The organism is Sphingobacterium sp. IITKGP-BTPF85 (assembly GCF_001006065.1).
GTDB classification, from domain to species: domain Bacteria; phylum Bacteroidota; class Bacteroidia; order Sphingobacteriales; family Sphingobacteriaceae; genus Sphingobacterium; species Sphingobacterium anhuiense.
Genome location: NZ_ASZT02000145.1, coordinates 1 through 13,069 on the forward strand (window position 1 = coordinate 1; position 13,069 = coordinate 13,069).

The following is a 13,069-nucleotide window of genomic DNA, read 5'->3' on the forward strand; positions in this document are numbered from 1 at the left end:
AAAATACAGTCAGACAGGAATTTCGTAAATTTTTTACAGCAGATTTTAATAAAGCTGAGGAGAATTTTCAATTGCGGACTAGGATTAAAACACAGATGAATCTGAAACTCTCGGATAGAAATAAACAGGAACTTGCATTTAGTGCTGAGGGTCTGTTTGCAGTAAGCAAAATGTATGAGCCGAAAGATGAGTGGTCAAAATTTGCTTATAAGGAAGCGCGTTTCGCTTTATATTACATGACGGATATTGCGCATACTCCCTTGCACCTTGATGTTGGATATATGAATGATTTAATTAAAGGCTATAGTCAAGCGGACTTTGGTGTTCACTATCTTGCTGTTGATCTGATTTGGAATCTGCCTTATAAAAAGAAGCATTAATCGGAAAGAAATTTGTGTTTGCGATAATCACTGGGTGAATAACCGGTGACTTTCTTGAATAAACGTGTAAGTAGGATGGGGATTTATATTTCATTTCGAATGCAATGCCTGCAATATCTCTTGTAGCATCCTGTAATAAGATTTGACTATGTAGTATACTGATTTCGTTGATCCACTGTTTAGGAGGCTTATTGGTTGCTTCCTTCACACATTTGTTAAGGTAGTTTTCGGATATATGTAATAAGTTGGCATAGAATAAAACATTCTTGTGATCTGTGTGAAATTTTTGTACGACTTCTCTAAATCGAAATGCAATATCCAATTGTCTACTCATCGGTGCTTTTACTTCGTAATCTGTTTTAATTATTTTTAACAGTATACATTGTAGCATTGATACACAGATCTCCATAACTTTTCCTTCGGTAAACAGCTCTTCTTCCAAGAGTTCAAGCATTTTTGAATCCATACAGAGACGTGCTCTGACAAGGGGGTAAAGGGATGTGAATTGAAAAACCGGATATCATTGATGCCTAATTCAATATCTGTAACGATTTCGTTTCATAAACGACAAAAAAACCTTCGGCATCATCTGAAATCGCTAAAGTAGCAGTAATATTTCCCTGTTTGACATTAATCACTTGATTTTCAGCTAAGGTGTATGCCCCTGATTCCAGATGTTGTGTTAAAGTTCCTTTAGTAACAAAGATTAGGAAATTGAAGGTAGTACGGTAAGGAATGACAGGCATGAGAATACTTCGTAGGTAATTTTCGATGCGGTATACCTGTATTTTGCTTTCATTGAATAGATTATGATCTGTTACATCAGGCAAAAAAGCTTTTTGTATTCGTAATTGTTGATAATCTTAATCGACGATTTCATAGTGCTATTTCTCTAAAAAACCTTTTCATGTGATGTTAATGAAAGAGATTGTGTATGTACAAATATACGATTTAGGGACCTAATTTACAGTGTAATCCTATCGATAAAATTTGTTTTTAACTGGAATTTTTCTTCATATTATCACATAAAAAAAGCTCCAATCCGGAGCTTTTTATGTTTAGTTTTAATCTTTTATTGTTTTTATTTTTTTTGGAATCGCATCATCGCAATATCGCCCATAATCAGAGTCAATGTATTTCCGTTGACATCGAAGGAAGTGATTTTCTCCAGCGTGCTGAAGTATACACTTTCTCCTGAACCTTCGCAGGCCATTTTAGTAGATGCTAGTGGACCAAAACTAATGTGGTTGTTTTCGGTTTTGAAAGTTCCATTGTAATTATTGCAACTACTGTTTCCAGATACTTTTTTTGCTGTCAAATCAAAGGTGATCGTAGGCTTTTTATTTGGATATAGTCCTTCAAATGCAATACGTGGTCCAGATACATAATCTAATTCCCATGTACCTGCTAGTGCTTGCTCACCTTTTTCTGCTTTGATAAGCGTAAATTTAGCTAATGTTGTTCCACCTTTTTTTAAACTCAATACTTCTCCTTCTATTGTGTAGGTATCTACTGCTATAATGTTTTTTGATAACGCCTGTTCTATCTCGAACTCAGGACAAGCCATCATTGTGGAAATACCTTGTTCAAATTTAATTTTGTTTTTTCCCGTGATATTTACTGCTCCACCTAAAGTATTACAACCTGCATTTGCAGCATATCTATCGTCTTCAAACTGTAAGAAGGGGACACGTCCGTTTACCTGTGCTGGTACTGTTTTTCCATCTACTTCGATCAGTTGCCACTTGTTTCCTTTTAGCTGCATAGTTTCTGTAGTCGTATGCTCTTTGTTCGTATTTTTTTTGAAAACTGAACAACTGCTTAATCCTACGATCAGCGTTGCCATGATTAAAATCTGATTAAATTTCATCTTTTATCTTTTTGATATGATTGTTTAACAATAATTAGAACGTTTGGTTTGAGTGAATGCTACATTTTATACAAAAAAAGAGGAAACCTATTCGGGTTTCCTCTTTTAATCAGCACTATAGAATTGCTGTTATTTTTTATTTTGTTGTGCTTGACGCATCGCTTCTTCCATTCTTGATTGGAATGACGATTTCTTTTGCACCTTTGGATTCTTTTTATTGTCTTCTAATTTCGCTAAAATCTTATCATCATTAACCATTGAACGGATGATCAACTGTGTTAAGAATGTTAGGATTGCACTTAAGAAGTAATAATAGTTTAATCCTGCAGGGAAACTATTCAAGACGAAAAAGAAAATTAAAGGCATAATGTAACCAATGTATTTCATTTGTCCTGTCGCACCCGAAGTCGCATTGTTGTACCAAGTGGTCAATAATGTTGTTAAAGTCATCAATACGCACATCAATGATACGTGATTCACGCCGAAAATCGGTGCGAATGAGAATAAGGTATCGTATGTTGACATATCTTTCATAAACAAGAAACTTTCACCTCTCAGCTCGAATAAATTCGGGAAGAAGTAGAAGAAAGCAATCGTAAATGGCATTTGTAATACCAATGGAAGACAACCTCCCAATGGGTTTACTCCAGCTGTTTTATACAATTTCATCTGTTCTTGCTGCAACAATACTGCATTGTCTTCACCTACTTTAGCTTTGATTTCATCTAATTGCGGTTTCAATACACGCATTTTAGCCATTGATAGGTAAGATTTGTATGTTAATGGTGATAATACCAGTTTTAACAATAATGTTAGAACAAGGATAACTATACCATAACTCAAATGGAAATTGTCTAAGAAATCAAATACAGGTACTGTAATAAATTGGTTAATCCAACGCATTGGTCCCCATCCCATATTAATGATTTTATGAAAATCATGACCTTCTGCTTTAAGCGTTTTGTATTGATTAGGGCCAAAAAAGAAGTTTAACGAATAACTGTTGTCTTTTTGAGTTGCATAATCAAGACGTGCTGTAGCCGCATAAAGTTTAACAACATCGGATTCGATTGTTGTTTTTACATTTACATCTGCTGTTGTAAATCCTGTTTTGCTTGAAAGAATGTTTGAGAAATAGTGTTGCTTGAATGCAATCCATTCTACTTTTTCTTTTAACTCTTTTTCTTCATCTTTTGCTTCTGACAAATGGTCTACATTACCTGCTTCTTTATAATAGATGGTAGATTTTTGACGTTCAGAATCAATATTTTGTTCTTTCTGTAGTAAAATCGTTTCCCAATCTAAAGCAATCGTTTTTTGATCGATCTTGTTTTGAATACCTTTTGTGTTGATATCAAGACCTAAATTGAAACCATTACCTTTGATGGTATATACGTATTCAATATACTGATCAGCTCCATAAGCTAATTGTAATTTAATCGATTTTGAATCTTCGCCTGTTATCTTTACATCAGCATCTTCAGAAGTAAAGAACAAATCGTTAGTATTGATGTTTTCACCGGCGACATTAAATTTCAATCCAAATCTATTGTGGTCACCTTCAAACAATACTAATGGTTTACCATTAAAATTTGTTTCACCTTTTAATTGTACAGATTTTACACGACCGCCTTTAGAGCTTATTTTAGCAATGATTTTATCATTTTCTACTGTAATGATTTTTTCTGTTCCAAATTTTGCGGCTCCAAAAGGAAGTTTTAATGCTGCAGAATCAAGAGGCTTGGCCTCTTGTGTTGCTCCTAGTTGTGTATTCGCTTTTGTCGAGTCTGTTAAAGGTGCTAAACCTTTTTTAACACGTGCTAACGAATCTTGTAGAACTTGTTCTTTTTTTATTTCTACGTCGGACGGTTTCATTAAGTAAAATGAACCGGCTATAATTCCGAACATCAGAAGTAAACCAATAAGGGTATTTCTATCCATTTTTTTAAATTAAACTTACTTAATTGTTTCCTGCTTTTGTATCTTATTTTTCTTATTCGACAAAGCAGCGGCTACAAAGCTAACAAAAAGTGGGTGAGGATTTGCAACAGTTGACTTTAATTCTGGATGAAATTGTCCTGCTACGAAAAAAGGATGGTTTTTCAACTCTACAATTTCTACTAATCCTGAAGTTGGGTTGATCCCTGAAGTAATCATTCCAGCTGCTTCATATTGCTCTAAATAAGCATTATTGAACTCATAACGGTGACGGTGACGTTCGGAGATTCTCGTTTTTCCGTATATATTGAATGCTTTTGTACCTTTTTTGATATCACAATCGTATGCACCTAATCGCATTGTACCGCCCATGTTAGTGATGTTTTTCTGATCTTCCATTAAGTTGATCACTGGATGTGGTGTATCTGGATTCATTTCCGTGCTATTTGCATCTTTTAATCCCAATACATTACGGCCAAATTCAATTACTGAACACTGCATGCCTAAACAAATTCCAAAGAAAGGAATATTGTTTTCACGTATATATTTAATAGCGGCTAGCTTACCGTCTAATCCACGTTCACCAAAACCAGGAGCAACAAGTACGCCATCCATTTCGCTCAACTTGTCTTGGACATTTTGATCATTTACACTTTCCGCGGCAATATATTGCAATTTTACTTTACATTCATTGGATGCTCCGGCGTGGATAAAACTTTCGACTATAGATTTATATGCATCTGGTAATTCAACATATTTACCCACTAATCCGATATTTACTTCATTAGTAGGGTTTTTTAATTTTCCTAAAAATGCTTTCCAGCTATCTAAATCTGGTTCATTCTTATTGGAAAGTTTCAATTTAGCAAGAACAGTCTTGTCCAATTGTTCTTTCAACATATTTAAAGGAACGTCATAAATAGTAGGAGCATCAATCGATTCTACAACAGCATTAATATTGACATTACAAAATAATGCTAATTTTTTGCGAATTTCTTGCGTCAATTTATGTTCTGTACGACAAACTAAAATATCAGGTTGGATACCGTATTCTAATAATGTTTTAACAGAATGTTGTGTTGGTTTTGTTTTTAATTCACCAGCTGCTGCTAAGTAAGGTACTAATGTTAAGTGAATAACTACAGAATCATGAGTGCCTAATTCCCATCTTAACTGACGAACTGCTTCGATGAAAGGTAAAGATTCGATATCACCTACTGTACCACCTAATTCTGTGATGACAATATCATATTTTCCTGTTTCACCTAATAAACGCATACGGTTTTTGATCTCATCTGTGATATGAGGAACAACTTGAACTGTTTTTCCTAAATATTCACCTGCGCGTTCTTTTTGAATAACAGATTGATAAATACGACCTGTCGTCACGTTATTAGCTTGTGAAGTAGGTACGTTTAAGAAACGTTCGTAATAGCCTAAATCAAGGTCTGTTTCAGCACCATCTTCCGTTACGTAACACTCACCATGCTCATATGGATTTAATGTTCCTGGATCAATGTTAATGTAAGGGTCAAATTTTTGAATCGTAACCTTGTAGCCACGTGCTTGGAGAAGTTTAGCAAGAGAGGATGCAATAATACCCTTCCCTAACGACGAAGTAACGCCGCCCGTAACAAAAATATATTTAGTCATATCAATAATGGATTTCAAAATATAAGGCCTAAAATGGCCTAAATATCTGCTTTATGTACGGGATACAAAGATAAGAATATTTGTGGAAGACGACGTTTTTTTTGTCTTTAATTTTAAAACGCTAATTTTTTGACATGACGGTTGCATGAGGTTTAATCTTTGCTAATTCAATTTAGATCTAAACTTCATGAAAAAATCTTCAAAGTATTTTTTTGATAAATGTGCTGTTATAAATGTACCTGCTATAACTAAACTGTAGAAAATCAGAAAACTTAGGTAGGGATCTAGTGTTAGTAAATGTTTTTTCCCTAAATGAATAACGGCAAAGATCACGATCATATGATACATGTAAATTCCATAGGAGATTTTGCCTCCGTAGTCTAAAAAAGTATTGTTGAAAAATGATTTTGAATTTAATCTGATACCGATAAACAGAATGAGATTGAGAAAGAGTGCATTTAGAATGATGTATGAAAAGATCCAATGATCAAAAATATTTGATCCAATAAATGCTATACATGTATTTCGGAAGAATAAGAATGAAAATAATACGGCTAATAAAAAGTAATTGACCGCTGCATATTTTTTGTACCAAGCCTGTAAGTTTATATTGGTGTGGTATAGGAAATAAGCTCCCAGTGCACCAATTGCCATTGATTCGAAAGCAAAAGTTTTGATAAGATGCACAACAAGTACGTCTGTAATGATGTTGTTAAAACATAGTATCAGTAAAAGAATTTTGAGTAAAAATATACCTATAATAAGTGCAAACTTGTTGTCTATCCATTTAAATAGGGGTGCCCAAATGATGTAAAACCATTCTTCAACGCCGATAGACCATAGGGGTTCGAGTAGATGTGAGCCATAGGTAAAGGTGACGATACTGGGCAAAAATAAAACAAATAACAGCCAGACCTGCCCTATGGTATAGGGGAATGAATAGTTAATATGTAAGACCTGAAATAGAAAAGGGAAGATAACTATGCCTATGGCGACTAATAAGAAATATAAAGGCCAGATGCGAATGACTCTTTTCAGATAGAAATTTTTAATGGATATTGTCTTTTTCTGATCTTGTTCTTTCAGTAACAAATAACTGATGAGGAAACCACTTAAGACAAAGAAAAATTTGACAGCAGTAGTTCCATTTTGAAAAAAACTAAAATGTTCATAGGTGATGAAATCATTTTTTGTCCGAATGACTTCTCCATGGTGAAATAGAACGAGGAGTGCGGCAAAAAACGGAACGCATTTAGATTTGGAAAAAAGATATGTTCTTATACATTGTTGCTGTAAAAATAGCAATATTAGTTTATGTTTCTGCGTTATTTTGTTTCTACAAATTATTGTTATAGCGTTATAAATGTTGTGTGAATAGCATTTTTTGAATTGATGCAGACGTTCAGATAAGCTATGGTAGAGTTACTGGTTATAAAGATCAAAATTACCTCTATTATCTAAGGATACTTGAATTTTTTTTGACTGTTTTTCCCTGATCTTCATACTATAACTTTGTTTGTCTTTATTTAGATCCAAAGTGACCTCATAATCTTTCAAAGCGGGTAGTAGGTATTGATTATATAATGAAAGTTTCGTTAATTGATCGCTATATCGACGATTTTCCTTTTTAAACAATTGTTGTAAATAATGAATATTCCAAGCTAGTTTAGTGACGGCATAACTATTTGGAAGTGTTGCTTCCTGCTTTTGTGCTTGTTCTACAAATTGTATATATCCCCATCTTTCTGGATAATGCATATTAATTAAACCGATCGGTGACCATACCCAATTGTCTTCAGCTAAGGGCTTATTATTTTCTTTTTTTCTACTGTAATGATTATTTGTGATATCATGTTGCCATTGTACACGTGAAAAATTACATAACCAGTAATCATTTGCTTTAGGCATTGAGGATTTACCGAAAGCATATAATGATTGATGTGGAATTGCAAATTCAACAGACCAGTATGTATCTATATCCTGGGGATTATTAAGGGTACCATTGATATGTACTGCGGATTTTAGATTTTTAACATCCCAATGTGTAATGGCCTGACCCCCGAATCGATATGGTTTTGGTAACATAAGATCGAAAATGGTATGTAATGGATTGACCTCTATTTCGTAATATTCTGCTTGATATAAATTGGGTTTTAAAAATATTTCAAAGTCATTGTTTAGATAAACAATTTCATCGTGCTTGTAGATATCTGCCCAAATATGAGGTTCATACAGTTTTGCGTACACATATAGGTAGGTGGAATCCCAAAGCATTTTTACTTCGGTTTTATATAAAGGTTTTTTGTGCTCGCCACCTTGAATATCTTCAAAATTATTAATTGTTTTTGCTTTTGTCCAGCTAATTTCATCGTCCTTACCGTCAATTATTAACGGTTCACTGATTTTAAGTACCGGATATGTTTTTGGAATGGACTGTAGTGCTAAAAAATCTTGAATTGAATTTTGGGCATAGCTGTTCAGGAAACAGCACAGGAATACGAGGGTAAAAATAGACTTGTTCATATAATACTTTTCAGGTCATAAGATAAACTAAAAAGATTTAGCATGGAAGAAGTTTTTGACTTGTAAAGAAAATGTTGCTATATTGGGGATTTATGGCAATAAAAAAAGGCATCGAAACTGAATTCAATGCCTTTTTTTATACTTGTGTAGTCGTAATTAGATTCTTTTAGACTTAATACGAGCAGCTTTACCAGTAAGACCACGTAAATAAAATAATTTAGCGCGACGTACTTTACCGTAGCTGTTTACTACAATTTTTTCAATGTTTGGCGAATTTATAGGGAAGATACGTTCCACACCAATGCCATTTGAAATTTTGCGTACAGTGAAAGTTGAATTAACACCTTCGCTGTTCAATTGGATAACCACACCTTGGTAAATTTGGATACGCTCTTTATTTCCCTCGCGAATTTTATAATGAACGCTTATGGTGTCTCCTGCTTTAAATGCGGGAACTTCATTTCTGATTACCGCTTGTTCTTCTACAAATTTTACTAAATCCATGATTATGAGTAATTAAATACGATTATTAGCCTGTAAAAATCGGAATGCAATATTACAGCTTTTTTTTTACTTTAAGAAATACTTTTTTCAAAAAATATTGAGCTGCCTTAGTTTGTTGCAAAGATAGAAAAACACTTTTAATATTTAGACCCTTGCTCACGATATATTTTAAAAAGTTTTACACATCGAGGTTAGGATGTGAATTTAAATGCTATCGAATTGAATGCTGATATTTTATTTCTCAATAAATCAGGCTTTTATTTAATAATGTTAAAATTATATTTGACAGATTGGAAAAACGCTGTATATTTGCATCACAGTAAACAAAAGGGGATACCTTTTCGGGGTGTAGCGTAGCCCGGTATCGCGCCACATTTGGGATGTGGAGGTCGTAGGTTCGAATCCTGCCACCCCGACCAAGAAAATAAAAGCTCTAACGAAAGTTAGGGCTTTTTTGTTTACGTGCAGATTCGAATCGCAGCATCTTTTGGAATAAGCTTATGACCAACAGGCTTAAAGTATTCTAGCCTCCCGATCAATATACTTCAAACCTTAAGGAAATGACCAATTCGGTTACTCATTTTCTATACTAATCTTTGATTTTTGAAATATGCTCAACAATTAACATTCGTTTTTGTGCTGTTTGTCACAAAGTGATCTCTTTCCCTCGATCTGTCTTCTTGGCTCCATTATTGTGTCAATTCAGTTGCCGATAGCAATCAAAGAAATTGGAAATCGCGGAAACGAGATGGTGATGATCTATAAATTGACTTTTAGGATTCAATTTTTTCCATGACGATTTACTCAATATGGTTGGAATTATTTAGTTTTGGCTTGTTAGCTAAGGAAGATTACACTATTGCCTCCTCGGCAAAGGAACGTTTGGAAAAACTCAGAAATACGGACGAATAATGATATTAAAAAAAATAATTGGCTTCAAATACCTGTGTACCGGGATGCTTTCCGCTTTGGTGGTTACGGGTTATGGGCAGGAAGTAGAGAAGCAACTAAATGCAGAGCAAGTGCAAACGATGGATTCCATTGATGTCGTACGCGACTACCGACCTGTTCTGGCCGATGCCGTAAAGGTTCGCAGGAGCCAGATATGAGTCATATCAATCGGGAAGCCATTGAGACGGAGCTACGTCAAATAGCCACAGCTACCTATTTTGCAAATAAAACGTTTAAACAAGCTTATTACACTATATTGCTTAAACAGCATCCAAACGCTTCACGCAGCAATATTGATAGTTACCGTATCAGCTATCTGGCTTACCAGGCACGTGAATATCCAAGAGCGGCCTCTATTTTGGAGTCGCTGGAAGCTTCGGATGCCTTTTATCAGGGTTCGATCATAACTTTGGGTCATATTGCACTGGAAACCGGCGATAAGCAACGCGCACGAAATGCATTTGTCAAAGCGATGAGACTAGATTTCGACCCCCAATTGAAAGCAGAAGCGCAATTTAACTATGCCAAAATCTTATATGCAATGGACTCCATCCAAGCCGCTCAGCAAGTTCTGGAAAAATATATAGTTCAACAATATGGGGGTCGTGAACTAGGCGCTCAAGCACAGGAAAGTGCGGAAATATTATCGGCTCAAATCCTGTTGGGGACGAGTAACTTCCATACTGGAGTAAGTCTGTTGGAGTCGTTGAAAGATAGAGGGCGGGAAGTCGATGCTACTTATCAAAAAGCAACTTACTATCGCGGATTGGAGTTTTATAACGAGCGCGCTTTCGAAAATAGCATATCGACATTCATGAGATCTGAAAAATTTCCGATCGATGCAAAAATGGCCGCGCTGGCTACTTATTGGAAAGCGGAAGCGATGTATGAAGTGCGCAAATATGGGGAGGCGGTAGAGAACTTCTCCCGGTTTTTACGGTTGCCTGTTGCAAAAAATACCGACGTATATAATTATGCAAATTATGGGCTGGCTTATGCCGCGTTCAGAAATAACAGTTTTAGTATGTCGGCCGATTATTTTGAGCGCTTTTTGGCTGTCGAGGGAAGTTCGTTAGATGAAAATATACGTCATGACGTAATCGCACGTTTGGGCGATTCGTATTTGTCCATGCGCAATTACGACCGTGCCAACCAATATTATGATCAGCTGATCAACAGCAAAACTTCCAATCAGGACTATGCGTTGTTCCAACGAGGTGTTATCTTTGGATTGCAGGGAGACCATGAAACCAAGCTAAAGATCCTGCAGTCTGTTTTGAAACAATTTCCGGCTTCGAACTATGCAGATGACGCCGCCTTTGAGATCCCCTATACCTCTTTCACTACGGGAGATTATGATCGCGCTATCGATGGTTTGCAACGGATGATCGAAAAATACCCGCGCAGCAGCTATGTGCCCCGCGCATTGATGACCATAGCTCGTGCAGTATAATAAAGATGATTCCGAAGCGGCGAAAGCCACTTTCAAAAGTGTTGTGGAGAAATATTCCAAAACCAATGAGGCACAGCAAGCGATGCGTTTTATTGAAAACATCTACCTAGACCAAGGGGACGCTACGAGCTATATTCATTACGCAATCGGCACCAATGTCAGTAATCTGAGTCCTGCGGAGCAAGATAATATGGCTTTTCAGGCAGCCCAATCTCTGTTTGCTAAGCAGCAATACGCAGCTTCCGTGGAAGCCATCAATGCGTATTTTGATAAATTTCCGAAGCCCAAACAAGAAAAATATGCCCGTTACATCCGCGGGGTGAGTTCGTACCGTACCGGGCATCCAAAGGAGGCGTTGCACGATCTGAATATTATCCTGAACGACTGGACAAGTAAGTATACGGAAAACACCTTGCTGACAGTGGCTGCGCTCTATCTGGACCTGAAAGAATACAACGAGGCAATTGTGCACCTCAAAAAATTGGAACTCAATTCAGAGTATAAAAAGAACTATGGTTACGCAATAAGTAACCTGATGATTTGTTATTTTGAACTCGGCGACATGGAGCAGATGGCCAAGTATGCGAAGTTGATAAAGGATTACGATGGCGCATCGCAGGAGGAAATTGCTAAAGCTCATTTATACAGTGGAAGGGTATTGCTACAACAAAAGAACATCGTGTCTGCCATGAAGGAACTCAATCTGGCTGCTCTGAAGAGCCAAAAGGCGGTTGGCGCAGAAGCGCGATACCGTGTTGGGCAACTGCAGTATGATAACAAGGAATACGACAAAGCCATTGAAACTGCCTTTGAGGTGATTAATAGTGAGGAAGAAAATGCATACTGGGAAGCCAAGAGTTTCCTATTGCTTGCCGATAGCTATGCGCGTAAAGGCAATGCTTTGCAGGCTAAGAGTACGTTGGAAAGTGTAATTGAAAATTATGAAGAAAAAGATGATATCATCCCGTCAGCAAAAGAACGTTTACAGAAATTGAACAATAAGTAACCTTCGCTTGTGAAACAAAAAAAATCATTTCGTTTCTAAAGGTAGACGTAACAAGTATAGTTATGTTTCCCAAAGGACCAATAGCAGTAGGACTGAAAATAGTGTCCGGTGTGAATAGCATTCAGGTGCCGAGTTATTTTTATATCCTGACATAACAGAAGAGAGTCAAATTGAAAGTGCGATGAGGACTTATAAAGTGAATAGCAAGTGAATAGTAGGTTTACAAATGCCACTGTATAGCAACATCACTGTTTTTTTTAGCTTCATTTTGGCAAGAAAACAAAAATAGAAACAAAAATAAACAAGGTATTAAAGTTATCTTTTTCATATAGCTAAGTTAGCATATTGTTATAACATTGCTATCCAATTACGCTTACCTTCATTAAATGTGTGATCAGTTCATGATAAGGCTTAATTATGCTAAATCTTTCGATGGATTCAAAACCAGAATCTTGACCAAGATTATAGCTATAACATCATTTAATACATAGCCAAAAATATATTCATCAGAAATATCAATAATTTAAAAATCAGTATTATTTAAAATGCACAACGGGTTATTACTAAATTTCTATACCAAGTAAAAGTATTAAGTGTTTCGTTCAAATGATAAGACATCGCCACATCATATGGCCGCTTAGGATAGCTGTATGCCTTATAACCAATAGTGATAATGGGATTAACATACTAATATGCGACCTCACAATTTTGAAGCGTGTTCTACTCATTAGTTACTCAGGTGTAGGTGCTCATTTTTAACGCGACAAAGAGAACGCAAATAATTTCCTGTT

At 35.8% G+C, this 13,069-nt stretch carries 11 protein-coding genes, 1 tRNA gene and 1 pseudogene; 5 read left to right on the forward strand and 8 right to left on the reverse strand.

Going from position 1 to position 13,069, the window contains the following annotated elements; translation table 11 throughout:
* Nucleotides 1-380 (forward strand): DUF2490 domain-containing protein (locus L950_RS20730; protein WP_021189528.1); only part of this gene is annotated, 380 nt, incomplete at its 5' end.
* Here the strand turns inward: L950_RS20730 and L950_RS30905 are convergent.
* The 8 genes from L950_RS30905 to rplS all read right to left on the reverse strand — a co-directional run bounded on the left by L950_RS30905 (nt 295) and on the right by rplS (nt 8,868).
* On the reverse strand, nt 295-846 hold the full coding sequence (locus tag L950_RS30905) for a helix-turn-helix domain-containing protein (RefSeq protein ID WP_197086599.1): 552 nt from the start codon (nt 844-846) through the stop codon (nt 295-297). The two genes, L950_RS20730 and L950_RS30905, sit on opposite strands and share 86 nt — an antisense overlap.
* A 64-nt stretch (nt 847-910) precedes the next feature.
* Nucleotides 911-1,210: a hypothetical protein gene (locus tag L950_RS30910; RefSeq protein WP_021189529.1), complete on the reverse strand. Its 300-nt coding sequence runs from the start codon at nt 1,208-1,210 to the stop codon at nt 911-913.
* 251 nt (nt 1,211-1,461) lie between these two features.
* On the reverse strand, nt 1,462-2,250 hold the full coding sequence (locus tag L950_RS20740) for an META domain-containing protein (protein WP_021189530.1): 789 nt from the start codon (nt 2,248-2,250) through the stop codon (nt 1,462-1,464).
* Nucleotides 2,251-2,379: 129 nt separating this feature from the next.
* Entirely contained in the window at nt 2,380-4,191 is a 1,812-nt protein-coding gene (yidC, locus tag L950_RS20745) for a membrane protein insertase YidC (RefSeq protein WP_021189531.1), read from the reverse strand.
* Between the two features lie 15 nt (nt 4,192-4,206).
* Entirely contained in the window at nt 4,207-5,841 is a 1,635-nt protein-coding gene (locus L950_RS20750; protein ID WP_021189532.1) for a CTP synthase, read from the reverse strand.
* 162 nt (nt 5,842-6,003) lie between these two features.
* Nucleotides 6,004-7,146 (reverse strand): acyltransferase family protein, encoded by a 1,143-nt coding sequence (locus L950_RS20755; RefSeq protein ID WP_021189533.1) that lies wholly within the window; start codon nt 7,144-7,146, stop codon nt 6,004-6,006.
* Between the two features lie 117 nt (nt 7,147-7,263).
* Entirely contained in the window at nt 7,264-8,364 is a 1,101-nt protein-coding gene (locus L950_RS20760; RefSeq protein WP_021189534.1) for a carbohydrate-binding family 9-like protein, read from the reverse strand.
* 156 nt (nt 8,365-8,520) lie between these two features.
* Nucleotides 8,521-8,868, reverse strand: a complete 348-nt coding sequence (gene rplS, locus L950_RS20765) for a 50S ribosomal protein L19 (RefSeq protein ID WP_021189535.1) — start codon at nt 8,866-8,868, stop codon at nt 8,521-8,523.
* Nucleotides 8,869-9,210: 342 nt separating this feature from the next.
* Here rplS and L950_RS20770 point away from each other — a divergent pair.
* The 4 genes and pseudogenes from L950_RS20770 to L950_RS37520 form a co-directional block, all read left to right on the forward strand.
* Nucleotides 9,211-9,287: transfer RNA gene (locus L950_RS20770), tRNA-Pro, on the forward strand.
* A 686-nt stretch (nt 9,288-9,973) separates the two neighbouring features.
* On the forward strand, nt 9,974-11,272 hold the full coding sequence (locus L950_RS27175; RefSeq protein WP_052764494.1) for a tetratricopeptide repeat protein: 1,299 nt from the start codon (nt 9,974-9,976) through the stop codon (nt 11,270-11,272).
* The gene (locus tag L950_RS27180) at nt 11,262-12,278 is read left to right on the forward strand and encodes a tetratricopeptide repeat protein (protein WP_052764495.1); all 1,017 of its coding nucleotides are present in this window, start codon (nt 11,262-11,264) and stop codon (nt 12,276-12,278) included. Before L950_RS27175 ends, L950_RS27180 begins: the two co-directional genes overlap by 11 nt.
* Before the next feature lie 386 nt (nt 12,279-12,664).
* A pseudogene (locus L950_RS37520) lies at nt 12,665-12,822 on the forward strand (IS982 family transposase); the annotation flags it as partial.
* Nucleotides 12,823-13,069: the final 247 nt, after the last annotated feature.